Genomic DNA, 19903 nt, shown 5'->3' with positions numbered 1-19903 from the left:
CCTGCCTCCTGCGCCGAATATGCCCTGAGGATTGCAAGCACTAGCCTTGTACTATGGCGGAATTTATCTACACAATGACCAAGGCCCGAAAGGCCGTTGGCGACAAGGTGATCCTCGACGACGTAAGCATGTCCTTCTATCCTGGCGCGAAGATCGGTGTGGTCGGACCCAATGGTGCCGGTAAATCCACCATCCTGAAGATCATGGCCGGTCTGGATACCCCATCCAACGGTGAAGCCCGGCTCAGCCCCGGCTATACGGTCGGGATTCTTCTGCAGGAGCCGCCACTCAACGAGGACAAAACCGTACTCGGCAACGTGCAGGAGGGTGTCGGCGAGATCTACGGCAAAATCCAGCGCTTCAACGAGATCTCCGAAGAAATGGCGAACCCGGACGCGGACTATGATTCGCTGCTGGATGAGATGGGCAAGCTGCAGGAGGCCATCGACACGGCTGACGCATGGGACCTGGACTCCCAGCTTGAGCAGGCGATGGACGCCCTTCGCTGCCCGCCGCCGGACGCCGACGTTTCGATTCTCTCCGGTGGAGAGCGGCGCAGGGTTGCGCTCTGCAAGCTGCTCCTGCAGAAGCCGGACCTCCTTCTGCTTGACGAGCCCACCAACCACCTGGACGCCGAGAGCGTGCTTTGGCTTGAGCAGCACCTCTCGAAGTACCCCGGTGCCGTCCTCGCCGTGACCCACGACCGCTACTTCCTCGACCACGTTGCCGAATGGATTGCCGAGGTGGACCGCGGACACCTCTACCCGTATGAGGGCAACTACTCCACCTACCTTGAGAAGAAGCGTGCGCGCCTCGAGGTTCAAGGCAAGAAGGACCAGAAGCTCTCCAAGCGGCTCACCGAGGAACTCGAGTGGGTGCGCTCCAACGCCAAGGGCCGCCAGACCAAGTCCAAGGCCCGCCTCGCACGTTATGAGGAGATGGCTTCCGAAGCTGAGCGCACCAGGAAGCTTGACTTCGAAGAAATTCAGATCCCGCCGGGCCCCCGCCTCGGCAGCCAGGTGATCGAAGCGCACGGCCTCCGCAAGGGCTATGACGACCGCATCCTGATCGATGATCTGTCCTTCTCGCTGCCCCGTAACGGCATAGTCGGGGTCATTGGCCCGAACGGCGTCGGAAAGACCACGCTCTTCAAGACGATCGTCGGACTCGAACCGCTCGACGCCGGGGAACTCAAGATCGGTGAGTCCGTCAAGATCTCCTACGTGGACCAGTCACGCGGAGGAATCGATCCGAACAAGTCGCTGTGGGAAGTGGTTTCCGACGGCCTCGACTACATACAGGTCGGCCAGGTCGAGATGCCTTCGCGCGCCTATGTGTCCGCGTTCGGGTTCAAAGGACCAGACCAGCAGAAGAAGGCGGGAGTTCTCTCCGGCGGAGAGCGTAACCGGCTGAACCTCGCGTTGACCCTGAAGCAGGGCGGCAACCTGCTGCTCCTCGATGAGCCCACCAACGACCTCGATGTCGAAACGTTGTCCAGCCTCGAGAACGCGTTGCTCGAGTTCCCGGGCTGTGCCGTTGTTGTCTCCCACGATCGCTGGTTCCTGGACCGGGTGGCCACCCACATCCTCTCGTACGAGGGAACGGATGAGGACCCGGATAACTGGTACTGGTTCGAGGGCAACTTCGAAGCCTATGAGGAGAACAAGGTTGAGCGGCTTGGACCGGATGCCGCGAAACCCCACAGGGTGACGCACCGACGCCTCACGCGCGACTAGTCAGGCACCACGCGAACCACCCCGATACGCCGAAGGAGCATGCGCTGTCCTGCGCATGCTCCTTCGCGGTTAAGCCCCAGCCCGTTTAGTCAGGCTTTCCAGCGGCGCATCTTTTGATCCATCAGCTTCTTCTGGACAGCGCCCTTTACCCGGTTTCCGACGTCGGACGGAACCCGCACCATGCCTTCCTGGGCGACGGTGGCCACGAGTTCTCCACCTCGGCTGTAAATTTTCCCTGTCGCCAGGCCGCGGGCTCCGGACGCGCTGGGCGAGGCCTGCACGTACAGTAGCCACTCATCAACCTTGACCGGACGATGCCACCACATTGCGTGGTCCAGGCTGGCCACGCTCATCCCAGGGTGAATCCAGGTCAGGTCGTGTGGACGGAGGATAGATTCCAGCAGCGTGTAGTCGCTGGCATAAGCCAGGGCTGCCTGATGAACGCTCGGATCCTCCGGCATCGGGCCGAAAGTCTTCATCCACACGGCATTGACCGGTTCCTTTGCCCCTGTGTTCTCTACATAAAGCGGTGAATCGACGTGGCGGATGTCGAATGGCCGGTCATACGCCCACGCCTTCGCTACCGGGTGGTCGAACCTGCCCAGGAGGTCTGCCGTTGAGGGCAGGGACTCCGGTTCGGGGATGTTGCCCGGCATGGGCTCCTGATGGGTGATGCCGTCGTCGGGCTGCTGGAAGGAGGCGATCATCGACAGTATCGGCACGCCGTTCTGGTAGGCGTGAACCCGGCGGGCCGAAAAGGAACGCCCGTCGCGGAGGCGCTGGACCCCGAACGTGATTGGCAGGGCCGCATCTCCGGCCCTGAGGAAGTACCCGTGCATGGAATGCACTGATCTCACTGTGTCGACTGTTCGGATTGCCGCAACGAGCGCCTGTGCCAATACCTGGCCGCCGAAGATCCTCTTGCCGGGCTGCCGCACGGGCGTCGCCACGAAGATCTCCTCGTCCGTCTGGGCGCCCGCTGCGCTGTCGAGGTTGAGCAGGCTGACGAGGGCGGCAGTGGGATCCTGCGCGGGATCAGCTGACATTGTGGTGGTTAGCTCCTTGCACGGGGGCAGATGTTGTGACAGGCCGCACGCCACCGGTCGATGAGCTACAGGGCCACCACTGACAATAGACTGCGCACTCCGCCGCCTCAACCGCGGACGCGGTGTGCAATCGCACGCTCAATGCTGACGGGACGAACGAGGGCCGGAGGTCACACGAAATGGTTTCGGCTGCCGGGTGGATGAGAGGATTGCGGTATGGCCAGCCTTTCCACCAACACGTCCGAGCTCGCCTTTTCCGACCCACAGGTGGTTTCCGACCTCAGGACCTTCGTGGGGCGTGCGCGGGCAGCTGAAGACGGGGCAGTCCGCTTGCAGGCGTCATCGAACGTACTTGCGGCGTACGTCTGCATTCTCGGACCACGGATCCTCGGCGAAGCAACTCCCACAGTCCTGGGCCTGCGGACCATGCCGCTGGACGCAGCAAGCCGGCTCGACACGACTGTCGCCCTTGCATCGGTGGCTGACCGCCTCGCGCGGATGGAAGAAGGCGACCTCGTCCTGTCCGTGCCGCCCACCACGGTGACCGAGACCTGGGCCGGAGTGTTGCCGCCGCGCTCGGGGTGGCGTCCTGCCGGTACGGTTCCAACGGATGTGCTGCTCGATCATGCAAGAGAAGGAATTCGGGAGATCGCCCAGAGCGTACCAAGCAACCACGGAGCGATCATCGTGAACAACGCCCGCGGAGCTGTTTGGGGCCGCAACGTAGCCGAGGTTTCAACGGGACTTCCCGCCGGGGCCGCATTCGGGGCCTTTGCGCTTGGCTTCTGCGTACCCGGTGCGCAGGCGAACGTGTTCACGAACGGACGCTGGACACGGATCAGCACACCGGGCGGGCACATCCTCGTTCGGCGTGCCGCCGTCCTCTGAAACAGCCCACCTGATCATCCTGCGTTAGGCCGAGTTCACCATCGAATGGGCCGCGCGCTCAAGGTAATCCCATAGTGTGGCCTCGTGAAGCGGTGAAAGTTCGAGCGAATCGACGGCATCGCGCATGTGCGCCAGCCAGCGGTCACGGGCCGCGGGCGTGACCTGGAACGGCTGGTGGCGCATCCGCAGGCGGGGGTGGCCACGCTGCTCACCGTAGGTCTTGGGTCCGCCCCAGTACTGCTCCAGGAACATGAGCAACCGTTCCTTTGCCGGCCCGAGGTTCTCTTCGGGGTACATCGGCCGGAGAAGTTCATCGCCCGCGACACCGTCATAGAACACGTCCACCAGACGTAAGAATGTATCGTGGCCGCCGACGGCCTCGTAGAAGTTGTCGGTGTAGGAGGGCTGGTCAAAGCGTGGACCGACGGGCGTCAGCCGGGCTATCGGCTCTCCGAATCGAGAGGGTACGGGAATTTGTCCCGGTGTCTGCTCACTCACTGGGCTTCTGAAGCCTTTCCATCCTCGGTTACGGGCGCAACGTAGTTCCCTTGAGACCTGTTGCCCACCTTCATGATGTCACCGTTCCGGACGTACCAGATGGCGCCGTTCTCATCGACCAGGCGGGTGATGCGCAATCCAACGGATTGAACCACCCCTACGGTGTCACCGATCTCAATCGTGTCACCGATGCCGTACTGATCCTCGATTGTGATGAAGAACCCGAGGAAGGCGTCGCGGATCACTTCGCGGGCGCCGAAGCCGATCGCGATGCCCACGATGCCCACACTCGCGAGGATAGGCCCGATCTCCACGCCCAGCTCCCCGAGAGCGGTCATGACGGCGATGACCGCAATAGTCACGGCAGTTACGCTGCGCAGCAGGGCACCTATGGTTTCCGCGCGCTGCTCCCGCCGTTTGTGGTCGAGGTTGCGGAGCACCGGGTGAGCCCACCGGAAATGCGGCTTCTTGAACATCTCGTACCCGTTCTTGACCCGCCGAACCGAGCGGTTGATCAGTACACGGAGTGCGAGCCAGAGGAGGAACGCAGCCAGCAGAATCAATGCGGCAGCGATGACGTTCCCGCCGTATCCAAGCTGGTCCAGGAACTGCATGGGGACACCTCTCACTGAAAGCGCGCCGACAAGCGCAATGGGAGCCCGCGATTCTTCGGGCAGGTCAAGGTTACCGTCGTAGGCTGGCGGTATGCGCATTCTGGTTCTGGGTGGCACCGTCTTCCTTTCCCGTGCAGTGGCTGCGGCCGCGCTGCAGGCGGGCCATGATGTGACCTGCTTCGCCCGCGGGACCCACGGGCCTCCACCGCCTGGAGCCCGCTTCGTCCAGGGGGACCGGGACGGTGAAGATGCCTACAGCGATCTGCGAGAGAAGTGGGACGCCGTCGTCGACGTGACCAGCGAGCCCCGGCATGCGAGCGAAGCCGCAACCGCGCTGGGAAGCGACGCCGGGCACTGGACGTTCGTGTCCAGTTGCTCTGTCTATGCAGACCAGGGCACGCCGGGACAGGACGAGTCGGCGGCCATTCTCTCGGCGTACGACGGCGAGGGGCCGGCACCGCGGGAGAAGTACGGGGAGGCGAAGGTCGCCTGCGAGCAGGTCTACGCATCGGCACTTGGGGGCCGTGCACTCATCATTCGTCCCGGTTTGATCTGCGGGGCGGGCGACGGCAGCGACCGCTTCGGTTACTGGCCCGCCCGGCTCGCTCGCGGCGGCACGGTGATTGCACCGGACATCAGAAACGCTGCTACCCAAACCATCGACGTACGTGATCTTGCCGCCTGGATAGTCCGCTCGGCTGAAGCAGGCCTGACCGGTAGATTCAACGCGCTGGGACCGTCGGTGTCCTTCGGAGACCTGCTCACGAGAGTTGCGGAGATCACGGGGTTCACCGGCGAGTTCCGGTGGTGCGCACCATCGTGGTTGGCGCGGCAAGGCGTATCCTACTGGGCCGGGCCCGACTCGCTGCCGCACTGGCTTCCTGAGGGCTTCGAGGGGTTCGCGACGCGCTCTGCCGCTGCTGCACTTCGCAATGGACTTATCCTGCGTTCTGTGGATGACACCATCCGGGAAGTGCTCGATGATGAGCTGGACCGTGGTCTTGACCGGGAAAGAAAATCCGGTCTTACGCCCGGGACCGAGCAACGGCTGGTCGGGCAGACGCCGGTTTCCTAGCGTTGCCGGCTCTCAACCGTTTCGACGAGCACAACGGGCTCGTGCCGGACCGGGAAGTTTACTGAGCGCCCAATGAAGCAGGCGGCAGCGGCGTCGTGGTGAATGGACTGGGCGGTGTGCTTGCCCGTGGCGCCTTGAATAGTGACGCGCGGCTTCAGCGTTACGCTCACAAATTCGCCGCTTCCGTCCGGATTCAGTCGCATAACGCCCTCAGCGGCATCCTGGTAGCCGACAACGACGACGTCGTGCTTCGCCGCCATGTGCAGGTAGGACAGCATGTGGCACTGGGAAAGAGCGGCGAGGAGTAGTTGCTCGGGATTCCAGCGCGCCGCGTTGCCGTGGAACGTCGGGTCAGCGGAACCTTCGATCGTTGGGACGCCTGCCGAAGACACCTCGTGGTCGCGGCTGTAGGACCGGTAACTGGTGGTTCCCTCCCCGCGGTTTCCGGTCCAGACGACATCCACCCGGTAATGGTGTTCGGAGAGGTTCATACGCCCAAGGTACACCGATTGCCCGGGGTCAGGCTTACCAATCCCGGGCAATCTGTACTGGCCTGTTTACCTGTCTGCGGCTTGAGCGCGGAGTGCGCGCGCTACCCCGTCCCGGTTCTCCAGGGTGAGGCGGCGAAGCGACGCGAGGTCAGCATCGAGGGTACCGAGGAAGGCCTCCGTCGCATCCAGTGTCGACTGGTTGGTCAGGCGTGACGGATACAGGCCCACGATGATCTGCTGGGCGATTTCGTGTGTGCGGGTGGCCCAGACATCCTTTGCAGCGGCGAAGTACTTCTCGGCGAAGGGTTCGAGCAGGGAGGTGTCGTGTACCCGGGTGAAACCTGCAATGGCGGATCGTTGCGCCGCGTTGGGCATGTCCGAGCTTTCGACGATGGCAGCCCATGCGGCGGCTTTCCCCTCCGCCGTGGGAATGGCCGCTTTTGCCTGGGCAGCGGCCAGCGCACCTGTGGCAGTCGCATCCCGTTCGAGTTCGGCGTCGATATCCGTCTGCGTCTTGCGGCCGCCTACAACCAGCGAAGTCAGCAACTCCCAGCGCAGGTCGGCGTCGACTGCAAGACCCGAGGGTACTTCCGAACCGTCCAGAATGGACGCGACCGTATCCAACTGGGAGTCGGTCTGCGCATGTACGGCGAATCCCTTGACGAACTGAAGCTGTGAATCGGATCCTGCAGCAGCTCCGCGTGCAAGATCCCACAGGCTGTCGGCTGCGGCGATCTCCATTGCCTGACGGTCATTCGGGTCGACGTAGAAGGTCAGCGTGGTTGCGAGTTGGCGCAGCAGCACCAGGACCACGGAGGAGTCCGATTCCGAGGCGATGTTCTGCAGGATCAGCTCGACGTAATCGCGTGCGGGTGTCTCACCGTCCCTCGCAGCGTCCCACGCCGAAGCCCACACGAGGGTCCGGGGGAGCGATTCGCTGAAGTCCTTCAGGTGGCGGGTGGCCGTGCGTAAGGAGTGCTCGTCGAGCCGGATCTTCGCGTAGGCGAGATCGTCGTCATTCAGGAGCACGAGGTCCGGGCGTCGAAGGCCGAGAAGATCCGGCACGTCGGTGCTTTCGCCCGCGACATCGAGCTCCACCCGATGGGAACGCTCCAGCTTTCCGTCGTCGTTGAGGTTGTAGAAGCCGATTGCCAGCCGGTGCGGCCGGATCGTGGGATAGTCAGCCACAGCCGACTGCAGCACAGCGAAGGAGGCGATGGCGCCGTCGTCGTCGTAACCGATCTCGGCACGCAGGGTGTTCACACCGGCTGTTTCCAGCCACTGTGCGGACCACTCCTTGAGATCCCGGCCGCTTGCCTTTTCCAGCTCCGTCAGCAGGTCGGAGAGTTCCGTATTCGACCAGGCGTGTTTCGAGAAGTACTCACGCACCCCCTGCATGAAATGGTCCTGCCCAACCCAGGCAACGAGCTGCTTCAGTACTGAGGCGCCCTTGGCGTAGGTGATGCCGTCGAAGTTGACCTGCACGTCCTCGAGGTCGTTGATCGGAGCGACGATCGGGTGAGTGGACGGAAGCTGGTCCTGGCGGTACGCCCACGCCTTCTCAAGCGAAGCGAACGTGGTCCATGACTGAGTGAACTCAGTTGCTTCGGCCGAGGCGAGTGTGGACATGAATTCAGCGAAGGACTCATTGAGCCACAGGTCGTTCCACCAGCGCATGGTAACGAGGTCGCCGAACCACATGTGTGCCAGTTCGTGAAGGATGGTAATGGCCCGGCGTTCGATCGTGGCCTCGGTGACCCGGGAGCGGAAAACGTAACTTTCAAGGAAGGTGACGGCTCCGGCGTTCTCCATGGCGCCCGCGTTGAACTCGGGGACGAACAGCTGGTCGTACTTCTCGAAGGGGTACGGCGTGCCGAACTGTGCCTCGAAGAATTCGAAGCCCTGGCGCGTGAGCTTGAAGACGTTCTCGGCGTCCAGATGCTGCATCAGGGACTTCCGCGCGAAGACGCCCAGCGGGATGATGCGGCCGTCCGAACTGGTCAGCTCACTGCGTACCGCCTGGTATGGCCCGGCGATGAGAGCCGTCACGTACGAGGAGAGCACGGGGGTCGGTTCGAAGGCCCAGGTTGAGCGGGCGCCGCCGTCCTCTGCGGAGCCTGCTTCGACCGGCGCGGGCGTCGGTGAGTTGGAGATGACATCCCAGTGCGACGGCGCCGTCACGGTGAAACGGAAGGTTGCCTTCAGATCCGGCTGCTCGAACACCGCGAAGACGCGGCGCGAATCGGGTACTTCGAACTGCGTGTACAGGTAGACCTCGTTGTCCACCGGGTCCACGAAGCGGTGAAGTCCCTCACCGGTGTTCATATAGAGCATGTCGGCGTCGACAACCAGTTCGTTCGACGCCGCGAGATTATCCAACCGGATGCGGACGCCGTCGGCCACATCGTCGACGTTGAGGTCAACACCATTGAGGGTGACGCGGTGCACCGCCGCGGTGATTGCGTCGATGAAGGTCGACGAGCCCGCTTCGGCGTCGAAGGACACGACGGTGGTCGAGCCGAAAACGGAATCTCCACGGGTGAGATCAAGGTTGATGGCGTAGCTGTGGACGCTGACTGTGGCCGCGCGCTGGCGTGCTTCGTCCCGCGTCAGGTTCATACCTGGCAAGGTGCTGCCTCCGAGAGTGGGGAGTGGATCTGGCCGCGCAAATGGTGCGGTGTGACCCACCTTACGCGTCAACCGCGCACCTTCACCATCCGGCGCTACCGGCTCCGGCCAAGCCAGCAAGTACTCTTAGGTCGAAGAAATGCACGCTCTTTCGAATGGATCTTCTACATGCGCGTTCACATCGCAACCGACCACGCCGGCATGGAGCTCAGCGCCCACCTCGTCCGTCACCTCAGCGGCAGGGGATACGAGATGGTGGACCACGGCCCCGCCGCATATGACGCCGCGGACGATTACCCGGCGTTCTGCATCAACGCAGCTCTCGCGGTGGTCGATGACCAACTGGGCGGACTGGACTCCCTCGGCATTGTGCTTGGCGGCTCCGGCAACGGAGAACAGATCGCGGCGAACAAGGTGCGCGGCGTCCGGGCTGCGCTGGCGTGGAACCTCGACACCGCCAGGCTTGCCCGCGAGCATAACGACGCCAATGTCGTAGCGCTCGGTGGGCGCCAGCACTCCCTGGAGGAGGCCACGGAGATCGTGGAGGCCTTCCTCGCCGAACCGTTCAGCGGTGCCGAGCGCCATGTCAGGCGCATCAGCAAGATCGCCGTCTACGAGACCACCGGCGAAGTCCTCCCGTAGTGCCCGAAGGTCATTCCATCCACCGGTTGGCGCAACAGTTCGAGTCGGTTTTTGCGGGCAAGCGGCTGGCGGTGAGCAGTCCGCAGGGCCGTTTCCAGGCTGGATCGGAACGCATTGACGGGACCGTCCTGACAGACGCGCACGCACACGGTAAGCAACTCTTTCTCGAGTTCGACAACGACCTCGTGCTGCGTGTCCACCTTGGATTGTATGGAGCGTGGAGCTTCGGCGGGGACAGTTCATTCCGCGGGGCCTCAAGCATCGGTGCGCCCCGGCGGATAGGTGAGCAGGAAACTCCCGACGACGACGACGGCACCTACGAGGGTCCACCGGCGCCGGTCGGCGCGGTGAGGGTCAGGCTGGTGTCGGACACCGGCTGGGCCGACCTTCGGGGACCCACGGCGTGCGAGGTCATCACGCAGGGCGAGCGTGCCGCCGTCGTCGCCAAACTGGGTCCGGATCCGCTCAATCACGAGTCCGACGCCACCGAGTTTGTCAGGCGCATACGCCGGACACGGACCAGCGTTGGCCTGTCGCTGATGAATCAGGTTGTGGTGTCCGGCGTCGGAAACGTCTACCGGGCCGAAGCGCTCTTCAGGCGTCGAATCAATCCCTGGCTGCCAGGACTCTCGCTCGGCGAAGTGGAAGCCCTCGCTCTATGGGCTGATCTCGAAGTCCTGATGGCTGACGGAGTCCGAATCGGCAGGATTATTACGACGGCGCCCAGCCATCGCTCCAAGCGGGTTGCCGACGGCGGCCTCGTTCCTGTGGAAGAAGCGCACTACGTCTATAAAAGGACCGGGCTTGAGTGCAGAATTTGCCACACGAGTATTTCGATGAGCGAGATGGGTGCCCGCAAGTTGTACTGGTGTCCGCGCTGTCAGGCCGCGTAAGGGGAAATTCGTGGAGGAGTGGAGGGGATGACGGGAATCGAACCCGCGTAATCAGTTTGGAAGACTGAGGCTTTACCATTAAGCTACATCCCCGAAACCGGCTGAACTATGGTTTCCGGGCGATTTGAACGCCGCGGGCCTGCCATGGGCCGGAACGGATACAACTACATCATAAGGCGACTCGAATTTCCAAATGTGCAACGGAGCACTTTCTTTCGTAGACTTGCCTCTGCACTTACGGGGTGTAGCTCAGCTTGGTAGAGCGCCTGCTTTGGGAGCAGGAAGTCGCAGGTTCAACTCCTGTCACCCCGACTCTGTATTAGACGGTGCAGAACATGTATTGAACTGTGCAGAATCCGACGCGGGATATGTATACCCGGTGCAGAACCGATCCCTATCATTCAGGAGTACTAGGCTGTGAAGAGCGCTGTCGAAAATCTCACTCCCACGCGAGTGAAGCTCAACGTGGAGGTCCCTTTCGAGGAACTCAAGCCGAACATCGAAGCTGCCTACAAGACCATCGCCGGCCAGGTACAGGTTCCGGGTTTCCGCAAGGGCCACGTTCCCAACAAGCTCATCGACCAGCGTGTCGGTCGCGGCTACGTCATCGAGACGGCAATCAACGACGGCCTGAACGGCTTCTACCAGAACGCCGTCCAGGAGACGAAGATTCGTCCGCTGAGCCGGCCCGAGGTTGAAATCACCGAGGTTCCCGATCCCTCCGCCCAGGACGGCCAGCTCCTGTTCACAGTTGAACTGGACATTCGGCCTGAGGTCGAGCTTCCCGACTATTCCGGTCTCGAGGTCGCCGTTGAGGCAACCGAGGCAACCGATGAAGACATCACCAAGGCACTGGATGAGCTGCGCGGCCGCTTCGGCACGCTCAAGGACGTGGATCGTCCTGCAGCCGACGGTGACTTCCTGACCATCGATCTGACTGCGAAGATCGACGGCGAGGACGTCGATTCCGCCGCGGACATCTCTTACCAGATCGGGTCCGGGACCATGCTGGAAGGCATGGATGAGGCAGTGACCGGCCTGAGCGAGGGAGAATCCGCAACCTTCGAGACAAAGCTTGCCGGCGGTGAGCACACAGGCAAGGACGCCCAGGTCACCGTGACCGTAAAGGCAGTCAAGGAACGTGAGCTCCCGGAGGCTGACGACGACTTCGCGCAGCTGGCCAGTGAGTTCGACACCATCGGTGAGCTGCGCGAGGATCTGGCGAAGCGTGCTGCTGAAGACAAGCTTGTCGAGCAGGGCGTCGAGGCCCGGGACAAGGTCCTGGAGAAGCTGCTGGAGCTCGTGGAGGTTCCTGTTCCCGAATCCGTGATCGAGGACCAGCTCGAGCAGCACTTCAATTCCGAGAACAGCCACTCGGCTGCGGAAGATCACGACACCGAAGAGCACCGCGAGGAAATCCGTAAGAACACCGAACAGGCTTTCCGCAACGAGATCGTTCTCGACGCCGTAGCTGAAAAGGAAGAAATCGGTGTCAGCCAGAACGAGCTGATTGACTACATCGTCAGCTCAGCGAGCCAGTACGGCATGGACCCCAACCAGTTTGCGCAAATGCTCGACCAGAGCGGCCAGGTCCCCATGATTGTGGGCGAGGTCCGCCGTCGTAAGGCGCTCGCCAAGGTACTTGAACTCGCGGTCGTTACCGACAGCGAGGGTGAGACCGTGGACCTGACCGATTTCGTGCGTCCTGCGGGCGCTGATGAGTCGGCATCCCCGGAGGATGCGCCGGAAGCATCTCCAGCCGACGCCGGTGACGCTGCAGAGAACGGCGCAGGAACCGAGGAGTCCGCAACGGAAGGCGAAGCGGAAACCAAGAAGTCCTAGCGTCTCGCGCACTCGGTGCCGTCAGCTCAAGTAGCTGGCGGCACTGCGCGTTTAAAGCAATGTTTCAGAGCGCCCTCGGGTGATGTCAGAGGCCTGATGCGCCGTCAGCGAACAGCTGTTGGAGCGGGAGCAAACACCGACCTAAACAGGTTAGTGTCCAGTGAGAGATAAACCTGAGTGAGAGGTCAATCAGCAATGGCAACCGAACCCACCATCCCGACCATGGCAACTGTTGATCCGGCCAGCCGTGACGACTACATCTATAATCGGCTCCTCAAAGAGCGCATCATTTGGCTTGGCTCCGAGGTACGTGACGAGAATGCCAACGCGATCTGCTCGCAGCTGCTTCTCCTGTCAGCGGAAGATCCGGACAAGGACATCTTCCTTTACATCAACTCTCCGGGCGGCTCTGTGACAGCAGGGATGGCCATCTACGACACCATGCAGTTCATCCCGAACGACGTGGTCACTGTTGCCACCGGACTGGCGGCCTCAATGGGACAGTTCCTGCTTTCCTCCGGAACCAAGGGCAAGCGTTATGCGACGCCGCACGCACGCATCCTCATGCACCAGCCGTCGGGCGGCATCGGCGGAACGGCGTCCGACATCCGTATTCAGGCCGAGCTGATCCTCCATATGAAGAAGGTCATGGCGGAATTGACGGCGGAACAGACCGGACAGAGCGTTGAGACAATCCTCAAGGACAATGACAGGGATAAGTGGTTCACCGCCCAGGACGCACTGGAGTACGGGTTCTTCGACCACATCTCGGCGCACGCCGGATCCGTTTCCGGCGGCGGCGGAACAAGCCGCGACTGACCTGCTCCCGTCCCACATCCCTAACCTGATAACAGGAGGCACCATGAACCACAGTTTCCACACCGAAGCCGGGGGCAGCGCCGGACAGCTCCCCACGAGCCGCTACGTCCTGCCGCAGTTCGAGGAGCGCACGCCGTACGGCTTCAAGCGCCAGGACCCCTATACCAAGCTGTTCGAAGACCGGATCATCTTCCTTGGCGTGCAGGTTGATGATGCCTCAGCGGATGATGTCATGGCACAGCTGCTGGTTCTGGAGTCCACTGACCCTGAACGCGACATCACGCTCTACATCAATTCCCCCGGCGGCTCCTTTACCGCCATGACAGCGATCTACGACACCATGCAGTTCATCCGGCCGGAGATCCAGACAGTCTGCCTGGGTCAGGCGGCAAGCGCTGCCGCAGTGCTGCTCGCTGCCGGAGCTCCGGGCAAGCGCCTCGCCCTTCCCAATGCGCGAGTGCTGATCCACCAGCCTGCGCTGGGCGGCGGGCAGGGCGGCCAGGCATCCGACCTCGAGATTCAGGCGAATGAGGTCATGCGCATGCGAACCTGGCTCGAAGACACGCTGGCGTTGCACAGCGGAAAGAGCTCCGAGCAGGTCAACGCTGACATCGAGCGTGACAAGATCCTGACCGCCGAAGACGCCAGGGCGTATGGTCTGGTGGATGAGGTGCTGACCTCCCGCAAGATCACGCCTCCGAAGATCAATAAGCCGTAACTTACTCTCGCCCCCGTGACCTTTCGCAATCGGCGGAGGGCCACGGTGTGTGGGGTTGCTGATTCACAGCACCAAGTGGCCTAGAGTGGAACTTAGTCGACGCATGGAGACCGTCCCATCAGCAGCTGCTGGTAGCGGCCGAAGACTCAAAGCGACACTGAGGACCACGTTAGGGGACTGACACATGGCTCGCATTGGTGAGAGCACCGATCTACTCAAGTGCTCTTTCTGTGGCAAAAGCCAGAAGCAGGTCCGGAAGCTTATCGCCGGGCCGGGCGTCTATATCTGCGACGAGTGCATCGAACTCTGCAACGAGATCATCGAGGAAGAGCTCTCTGAGGTGGCCGATCTGGGCACCTTCGAATTGCCAAAGCCCCGGGAGATCTTCGATTTCCTGCAGGAGTACGTCATTGGTCAGGAGCCGGCCAAACGTTCCCTGGCAGTGGCCGTGTACAACCACTACAAACGCATCCAGTCCGGTCACACGCCGCGCGCGTCAGCCAATCTCTCTGATGCAGCACCGGCTGAAGATGTTGAAATTGCCAAATCGAACATCCTCCTGATCGGACCGACGGGGTGCGGCAAGACCTATCTGGCCCAGACCCTCGCACGCCGGCTGAATGTCCCCTTCGCTGTCGCTGATGCCACTGCCCTTACTGAAGCCGGGTATGTCGGTGAGGACGTAGAGAACATCCTGCTCAAACTGATCCAGGCCGCCGATTATGACGTCAAGAAGGCTGAGCAGGGAATCATCTATATCGATGAGATTGACAAGATCTCGCGCAAGAGCGAGAACCCCTCCATCACCCGCGATGTCTCGGGCGAAGGCGTGCAGCAAGCGCTCCTGAAGATTCTTGAAGGCACCGTTGCGTCGGTGCCCCCGCAGGGCGGGCGCAAGCACCCGCATCAGGAATTTATTCAGATCGACACCACCAACGTGCTGTTTATCGTGGCGGGGGCATTCGCAGGCCTTGAGGAGATCATCGGTTCGAGGGCAGGTCGCAAGGGCATCGGCTTTGGAGCGCCCCTGAGTTCGCTCAAGAACGAGGAAGCAAGCTACGGCGACGTGATGCCTGAGGATCTGCTCAAGTTCGGCCTGATACCGGAGTTCATCGGCCGCCTGCCAGTCATTACTACAGTCACCCACCTGGACCGGTCTGCCCTGATGCAGATCCTTACTGAGCCGAAGAATGCACTGATCAAGCAGTACCAGAAGATGTTTGCGCTGGATGGGGTGGAACTGACGTTCGAGCCACAGGCACTCGAAGCAATCGCTGATCAGGCATTGGAGCGTGGCACGGGTGCACGTGGGCTGAGGGCGATCATGGAAGAAGTGCTGCTCCCAGTGATGTTCGATTTGCCGAGCCGCGAGGACATCGCCACGGTGGTGATCACGGAAGCCGTCGTTGACAAGACGGCGGAGCCAACGCTGATCTCGCACGACGTCGTCGCGAAGCGGCGTAACAAGTCCGCGTAGTCCGCACTCCGTCTGGGAATACTGTCGAATCTGCGTGGGTTGGCGACAGAGAAGGCACCGATCGGGTGACCTGCTAATCCTGCACCAAGGAGATTTCTCTATGACCGCTGTTGCTGAAACCACCAAGACCGCAGACTTCTGGTTTGATCCCATCTGTCCGTTTGCCTGGATCACGTCACGCTGGATCGGCGAGGTCGAGAAGGTTCGGGACGTTTCGGTGGCCTGGCACGTCATGAGTCTTTCGGTCCTGAATGAAGGTCGCGATCTGCCGGAGGATTACCGGAAGGGTATGGACGAGGCATGGGGACCGGTGCGCGTCATCATCGCGGCTGCTCAACTTCACGGCGAAGACAACATCAAGAAGCTTTACGGCGCCATGGGCACACGCATTCATAACGGAGGAAACAAGGATTACCAGGCAGTGATCCGCGAATCGCTTGCGGAGGTGGGCCTCCCAGCCTCGCTTGCCGAGCATGTGTCTTCCGATGAGTACGACGACGCCCTGCGCGCTTCCCACGAGGAAGGGATCAACAAGGTCGGCGACGAGGTCGGAACTCCCGTTGTCGCCTTCAACGGCACCGCCTTCTTCGGACCCGTCCTGACCCGCATCCCGAGGGGTGAGGAGGCGGGCCGCATCTTCGACGGTGCTGTGATGATGGCCGAGTTCCCTGAATTCTTCGAGCTCAAGCGTTCCCGCACCGCAAGCCCGTCCTTCGACTAGGGGCCGGAGCCGTCATCGCGGTCGGCTATGAAACGGCTGAGGCCCCTCAACGCAAGCGTGCGTTGAGGGGCCTCAGCCGTCTCCACGAGAGCTTGTCAGGAGACGCTCCCGGTTTCCTCGCTGGCTGCGAGCCGGACGTCGCGGACCGTTAGCTCGCCCTCGCGCACCAGCAGCTCGAGTGAGCTGGCGTTGCCGGCGGCGCAGAGGTCCGAGCGCGCTGCATCGAGCTGGCGCACTTGCGTTTCGGAACCGCTGATGACGGCCGAGAGCACCTCGGTGCGCTGCTTGACCTTTGCTTCCGACTTGGCCTTGCGGAGACCGCCCAGGGCGGCGCCGACCGTTGGGAGGAGCCCGGTGTCAGCCTCCAGTGCTGCCGCAGTGAACTTTCCGGAAGCGGGCCAGGCGGCCTGATGCACTGAGCCGCGCCGCCACCAGCTCCAGACCTCCTCGGTCGCGAACGGGAGAACCGGTGCGAACAGGCGGAGCAAAGCATCGAGCGTGGTTGCGAGCGCGCCGAGTACCGACGCCTTCTCCGCCTCCCCGACACTGCCGTAAGCACGGTCCTTGATCAGTTCGACGTAATCGTCCGTGAAGGACCAGAAGAAGGTTTCGCTCAGTTGCAGTGCCCGTCCATAGTCGTACTTCTCGAACGCGGCTGTCGCCTGCGCGATGACCTCGTCGAGGGAGGCCAGCAGCGAACGGTCGAGCGGGTTGGTGACGGCCGGCGCGTTTCCGGAAGCAACGTCGGCTTCAGTAGCTCCCAGGTTGAGTACGAACTTCGACGCGTTCAGCAACTTGATCGCCAGTCGCCGGCCAATCTTCATCTGGGCGATCTCGTACGCGGTGTCCGCCCCAAGCTTCGCGGAAGCTGCCCAGTAACGCACGGCGTCGGAACCGAACTGTTCCAGGGCGTCAGTCGGGACAACAACGTTGCCCTTCGACTTGGACATCTTCTTGCGGTCCGGATCGAGGATCCATCCGGAGATCGCTGCATGCTTCCAGGGAGCGGAATCAAGCAGCGAATCCGCACGGACCACGGAGGAAAAGAGCCAGGTCCGGATGATGTCGTGTGCCTGCGGCCGAAGGTCGAACGGATACACGGCCGAGAAGAGGTCTTCATCCCTTGACCAGCCGCCGATGATCTGGGGCGAGAGCGACGAAGTGGCCCAGGTGTCGAGCACGTCGGGGTCGCCCATGAATCCGCCCGGCTCCCCGCGCTGCGATTCATCGTAGCCGGGCGCCGGCTCAGCGGCCGGGTCGACCGGGAGCATCTCGTCCGAAGGCAGGATCGGATTCTCGTAATCCGGTTCGCCGACCTCGTCCAGTGCGTACCAGACAGGGAATGGCACGCCGAAGAATCGCTGGCGGGAGATCAGCCAGTCACCATTGAGCCCTTCGATCCAGTTCTCGAACCGGCTGCGCATGAACGAGGGATGGAAGTCGATCTCACGCCCGCGGGCGATGAGGCGTTCCCGGCGGTCGGCGTCGCGTCCGCCGTTGCGGACGTACCACTGGCGGCTGGTCACCACCTCGAGCGGCTTGTCGCCCTTCTCGAAGAAGTTGACAGGGTGGGAGATCTTCTTCGGTTCACCGTCAAGGAGCCCAGCCTCGGTGAGCATCTCCGCCACGGTTTCTTTGGCGGAAAAAACGGTTTTGCCGGCGAGGCGCGCGTAGTTCTCGCGGCCCGCCGTCGTCGTAATCCACTCGGGTGTGTCCGCGAGGATGCGCCCGTCGCGGCCGATGATGGCGCGCGTGGGTAGCTCGAGCTCGCGCCACCAGGTCACGTCGGTCAGGTCACCGAAGGTACAGACCATCGCGATGCCGGCACCCTTGTCCGGCTTTGCGAGTGGGTGCGCCTTGACTTCTACCTCCACACCGAACAGCGGTGAGGTGACCTTCTGCCCGAAGTACGGCTGGTAACGCGCGTCATCGGGGTGGGCAACGAGCGCCACACACGCAGCGAGCAGTTCGGGACGGGTGGTCTCGATGTGGATCTTCGTGCCGTCCACGGCGTCGAACGGGTACCGGTAGTAGGCGCCTGGTACTTCGCGGTCCTCGAGTTCGGCCTGGGCTACGGCAGTGCGGAACGTGACGTCCCAGAGGGTAGGCGCTTCGGCGAGGTAGGCGTCTCCCTGCTTGAGGTTGGCCAGGAACGCACGCTGGGACACGGCGCGGGACGTCGAATCGATCGTGCGGTAGGTCAGGTTCCAGTCCACGGAAAGGCCGAGTGAGAGGAAGAGATTCTCGAAGACCTTTTCGTCCTCAACCGCGAGCTCCTCGCACAGTTCGATGAAGTTACGGCGCGAAATCACATCGAAGTCCCGCTGGTTCTTGGCGGGCTGCGCGGGCGGCCGGTAAGCGGCATCGTACGCGACCGTTGGATCGCAGCGCACACCATAGTAATTCTGGACGCGACGCTCGGTGGGCAGCCCGTTGTCATCCCAACCCATCGGGTAGAAGACGTTCTTGCCGTTCATCCGCTGGTAGCGGGCCATGACGTCGGTCTGGGTGTAGGAGAACACGTGCCCGACGTGCAGGGAGCCTGACGCCGTGGGCGGCGGGGTGTCGATCGAGTACACCTCCCCGCGGGAGGTCTCGCGGTTGAAGGTGTAGGTTCCTTCTTCGCGCCAACGCTTGTTCAGCGCGGCTTCCAGCCCTTCCAGAGCGGGCTTTTCGGGAACATTGATGGGGGCGGGTGTGGGCGTGTCTGTACCCTCAGTGTTGTGTGCCATGCGGTCAATTGTTCCATGCGCACGCCGAGGGGCTCGCGGATGCGTTCCATATGCCCTTTCGGATAGTTTGAGGGTATGACTTTCCAGCAGGGCAGGGCGGCAGTGGTAACCGGTGCGAGCACTGGAATCGGCGAGGCGACCGTTCGGAGGCTCGCGGCGGACGGCTGGCGTGTCTGGGCAGTCGCGCGGCGGGCAGAACGGTTGGCCGCTTTGGCGGATCAGACCGGCGCCACCGCCGTCGCGCTGGATATCACCGACGACGACGGCGTTGCCCGCCTCGTGCAGCAGGTCACCGCCGGGGGTGGGATCGACACACTGATCAATATTGCCGGGGGAGCCAGGGGTACAGACTGGGTTGCCGATGCCAAGACCGAAGACTGGGAATGGATGTACGAGGTCAATGTGGTCGGCACCATGAAGCTGACCCGCGCGTTTCTGCCGATGCTGCGGGAGCACGGCACGGGCACGGTGCTGAACCTGACATCGACGGCCGCGACAGCTTCCTATGAGGGCGGCGGCGGATACAACGCGGCGAAGGCAGCGCAACGGGCAATGACGCGCGCACTCAGGCTGGAGGAGGTGGAGAACAATGTGCGGGTGGTTGAGGTCCTTCCCGGCATGGTGCACACCGAGGAGTTCTCCCTTAACAGGTTGGGCGACAAGGGGGCTGCTGAGAACGTGTATGCGGGGGTCGAGAAACCGTTGACTGCCGCCGACGTCGCCGACGTCGTCGCCTATGCCGTGTCAGTGCCGCACCACGTCAACCTGGATGAGATTGTTGTGCGTCCGGTTGCGCAGGCTGCCGCGCACAAGGTGATTCGACGCACGAATTAGAGCTGCTTGAACGGCGGCACGGCACGGTTCGCCGAAAACTACGCCGGCCGTTAGAATTGAACCACCAGCTTCGACCCGGCAATCACCGGTGAGCTTCCGGAAGAAAACCCCGTGCAGGGGCCAGTAGAACCGGACGGGTAAGCCCGTCACAGCAGTCATGAAGCGGCCTGTGCCTGGGTGTCCGGTGAAGATCGGGGAAACAGGGAAGGGCAAGCAAGGTGGTACCGCGGGTCCTTCCACGGCTTCGGC

General features: G+C 62.4%; 17 protein-coding genes and 2 tRNA genes. 12 read left to right on the top strand and 7 right to left on the bottom strand.

What is annotated here, in order from left to right:
* Nucleotides 1-53 precede the first annotated feature (53 nt).
* A complete protein-coding gene (gene ettA, locus BJ994_RS07960; RefSeq protein WP_167993159.1) occupies nt 54-1736 on the top strand; it encodes an energy-dependent translational throttle protein EttA in 1683 nt (560 codons plus the stop codon).
* Between the two features lie 89 nt (nt 1737-1825).
* Here ettA and BJ994_RS07955 read toward each other — a convergent pair whose 3' ends face one another.
* Nucleotides 1826-2782 carry an acyl-CoA thioesterase gene (locus tag BJ994_RS07955; RefSeq protein WP_167993157.1) on the bottom strand — a complete coding sequence of 319 codons (957 nt, stop codon included), beginning with the start codon at nt 2780-2782 and terminating at the stop codon, nt 1826-1828.
* A 216-nt stretch (nt 2783-2998) separates the two neighbouring features.
* Between BJ994_RS07955 and BJ994_RS07950 the strand changes: the two genes are divergently transcribed.
* The gene (locus tag BJ994_RS07950; RefSeq protein WP_167993155.1) at nt 2999-3670 is read left to right on the top strand and encodes a DUF8185 domain-containing protein; all 672 of its coding nucleotides are present in this window, start codon (nt 2999-3001) and stop codon (nt 3668-3670) included.
* A 24-nt stretch (nt 3671-3694) separates the two neighbouring features.
* Here the strand turns inward: BJ994_RS07950 and BJ994_RS07945 are convergent, their stop codons facing one another.
* Nucleotides 3695-4168: a globin gene (locus BJ994_RS07945; protein WP_425339373.1), complete on the bottom strand. Its 474-nt coding sequence runs from the start codon at nt 4166-4168 to the stop codon at nt 3695-3697.
* Nucleotides 4165-4881, bottom strand: a complete 717-nt coding sequence (locus BJ994_RS07940; protein WP_245192267.1) for a mechanosensitive ion channel family protein — start codon at nt 4879-4881, stop codon at nt 4165-4167. Before BJ994_RS07940 ends, BJ994_RS07945 begins: the two co-directional genes overlap by 4 nt.
* On the opposite strand from BJ994_RS07940, the gene BJ994_RS07935 reads away from it, so the two are divergent.
* The gene (locus tag BJ994_RS07935; RefSeq protein ID WP_167993153.1) at nt 4874-5857 is read left to right on the top strand and encodes an NAD-dependent epimerase/dehydratase family protein; all 984 of its coding nucleotides are present in this window, start codon (nt 4874-4876) and stop codon (nt 5855-5857) included. The two genes, BJ994_RS07940 and BJ994_RS07935, sit on opposite strands and share 8 nt — an antisense overlap.
* On the opposite strand, the gene BJ994_RS07930 is transcribed toward BJ994_RS07935, so the two are convergent.
* Nucleotides 5854-6348 carry an OsmC family protein gene (locus BJ994_RS07930; protein ID WP_167993151.1) on the bottom strand — a complete coding sequence of 165 codons (495 nt, stop codon included), beginning with the start codon at nt 6346-6348 and terminating at the stop codon, nt 5854-5856. The genes BJ994_RS07935 and BJ994_RS07930 overlap by 4 nt on opposite strands.
* A gap of 66 nt (nt 6349-6414) precedes the next feature.
* The gene (pepN, locus tag BJ994_RS07925; RefSeq protein ID WP_167993149.1) at nt 6415-8967 is read right to left on the bottom strand and encodes an aminopeptidase N; all 2553 of its coding nucleotides are present in this window, start codon (nt 8965-8967) and stop codon (nt 6415-6417) included.
* A 177-nt stretch (nt 8968-9144) separates the two neighbouring features.
* On the opposite strand from pepN, the gene BJ994_RS07920 reads away from it, so the two are divergent.
* Entirely contained in the window at nt 9145-9618 is a 474-nt protein-coding gene (locus BJ994_RS07920; RefSeq protein ID WP_167993147.1) for a ribose-5-phosphate isomerase, read from the top strand.
* Entirely contained in the window at nt 9618-10511 is an 894-nt protein-coding gene (locus BJ994_RS07915) for a DNA-formamidopyrimidine glycosylase family protein (protein ID WP_167993145.1), read from the top strand. Before BJ994_RS07920 ends, BJ994_RS07915 begins: the two co-directional genes overlap by 1 nt.
* Before the next feature lie 19 nt (nt 10512-10530).
* Here BJ994_RS07915 and BJ994_RS07910 read toward each other — a convergent pair.
* Nucleotides 10531-10604 (bottom strand) — tRNA-Gly (locus BJ994_RS07910).
* Between the two features lie 145 nt (nt 10605-10749).
* Here BJ994_RS07910 and BJ994_RS07905 point away from each other — a divergent pair.
* The 6 genes from BJ994_RS07905 (at nt 10750) to BJ994_RS07880 (ending at nt 16088) form a co-directional block, all read left to right on the top strand.
* Nucleotides 10750-10823, top strand: a tRNA-Pro gene (locus tag BJ994_RS07905).
* 105 nt (nt 10824-10928) lie between these two features.
* The gene (gene tig, locus BJ994_RS07900; RefSeq protein ID WP_167993143.1) at nt 10929-12353 is read left to right on the top strand and encodes a trigger factor; all 1425 of its coding nucleotides are present in this window, start codon (nt 10929-10931) and stop codon (nt 12351-12353) included.
* A 222-nt stretch (nt 12354-12575) separates the two neighbouring features.
* A complete protein-coding gene (locus tag BJ994_RS07895) occupies nt 12576-13172 on the top strand; it encodes an ATP-dependent Clp protease proteolytic subunit (protein ID WP_167995921.1) in 597 nt (198 codons plus the stop codon).
* 43 nt (nt 13173-13215) lie between these two features.
* The gene (locus BJ994_RS07890) at nt 13216-13890 is read left to right on the top strand and encodes an ATP-dependent Clp protease proteolytic subunit (RefSeq protein WP_167993141.1); all 675 of its coding nucleotides are present in this window, start codon (nt 13216-13218) and stop codon (nt 13888-13890) included.
* Between the two features lie 184 nt (nt 13891-14074).
* Complete coding sequence (gene clpX, locus BJ994_RS07885) at nt 14075-15367, top strand: ATP-dependent Clp protease ATP-binding subunit ClpX (RefSeq protein ID WP_167993139.1); 1293 nt, start codon at nt 14075-14077, stop codon at nt 15365-15367.
* 100 nt (nt 15368-15467) lie between these two features.
* A complete protein-coding gene (locus BJ994_RS07880; RefSeq protein WP_167993137.1) occupies nt 15468-16088 on the top strand; it encodes a mycothiol-dependent nitroreductase Rv2466c family protein in 621 nt (206 codons plus the stop codon).
* Between the two features lie 95 nt (nt 16089-16183).
* Here BJ994_RS07880 and valS read toward each other — a convergent pair whose 3' ends face one another.
* Complete coding sequence (gene valS, locus BJ994_RS07875) at nt 16184-18820, bottom strand: valine--tRNA ligase (RefSeq protein ID WP_167993135.1); 2637 nt, start codon at nt 18818-18820, stop codon at nt 16184-16186.
* 75 nt (nt 18821-18895) lie between these two features.
* Here valS and BJ994_RS07870 point away from each other — a divergent pair, with 75 nt between their 5' ends.
* Entirely contained in the window at nt 18896-19654 is a 759-nt protein-coding gene (locus tag BJ994_RS07870; RefSeq protein ID WP_167993133.1) for an SDR family oxidoreductase, read from the top strand.
* Nucleotides 19655-19903: the final 249 nt, after the last annotated feature.

This window comes from Arthrobacter pigmenti (assembly GCF_011927905.1).
In the GTDB taxonomy this organism is placed as follows: domain Bacteria; phylum Actinomycetota; class Actinomycetes; order Actinomycetales; family Micrococcaceae; genus Arthrobacter_D; species Arthrobacter_D pigmenti.
This window is presented reverse-complemented; position numbering and strand designations above follow the sequence as displayed.

Coding starts and splice junctions, on each gene's coding strand:
- BJ994_RS07895 (WP_167995921.1), top strand. CDS start 12,576: ATGGCAACTGTTGATCCGGCCAGCCGTGACGACTACATCTATAATCGG.
- BJ994_RS07930 (WP_167993151.1), bottom strand. CDS start 6,348: ATGAACCTCTCCGAACACCATTACCGGGTGGATGTCGTCTGGACCGGA.
- BJ994_RS07890 (WP_167993141.1), top strand. CDS start 13,216: ATGAACCACAGTTTCCACACCGAAGCCGGGGGCAGCGCCGGACAGCTC.
- pepN (WP_167993149.1), bottom strand. CDS start 8,967: ATGAACCTGACGCGGGACGAAGCACGCCAGCGCGCGGCCACAGTCAGC.
- BJ994_RS07940 (WP_245192267.1), bottom strand. CDS start 4,881: ATGCGCATACCGCCAGCCTACGACGGTAACCTTGACCTGCCCGAAGAA.
- BJ994_RS07935 (WP_167993153.1), top strand. CDS start 4,874: ATGCGCATTCTGGTTCTGGGTGGCACCGTCTTCCTTTCCCGTGCAGTG.
- BJ994_RS07955 (WP_167993157.1), bottom strand. CDS start 2,782: ATGTCAGCTGATCCCGCGCAGGATCCCACTGCCGCCCTCGTCAGCCTG.
- BJ994_RS07950 (WP_167993155.1), top strand. CDS start 2,999: ATGGCCAGCCTTTCCACCAACACGTCCGAGCTCGCCTTTTCCGACCCA.
- clpX (WP_167993139.1), top strand. CDS start 14,075: ATGGCTCGCATTGGTGAGAGCACCGATCTACTCAAGTGCTCTTTCTGT.
- BJ994_RS07920 (WP_167993147.1), top strand. CDS start 9,145: ATGCGCGTTCACATCGCAACCGACCACGCCGGCATGGAGCTCAGCGCC.
- BJ994_RS07880 (WP_167993137.1), top strand. CDS start 15,468: ATGACCGCTGTTGCTGAAACCACCAAGACCGCAGACTTCTGGTTTGAT.
- valS (WP_167993135.1), bottom strand. CDS start 18,820: ATGGCACACAACACTGAGGGTACAGACACGCCCACACCCGCCCCCATC.
- BJ994_RS07870 (WP_167993133.1), top strand. CDS start 18,896: ATGACTTTCCAGCAGGGCAGGGCGGCAGTGGTAACCGGTGCGAGCACT.
- ettA (WP_167993159.1), top strand. CDS start 54: ATGGCGGAATTTATCTACACAATGACCAAGGCCCGAAAGGCCGTTGGC.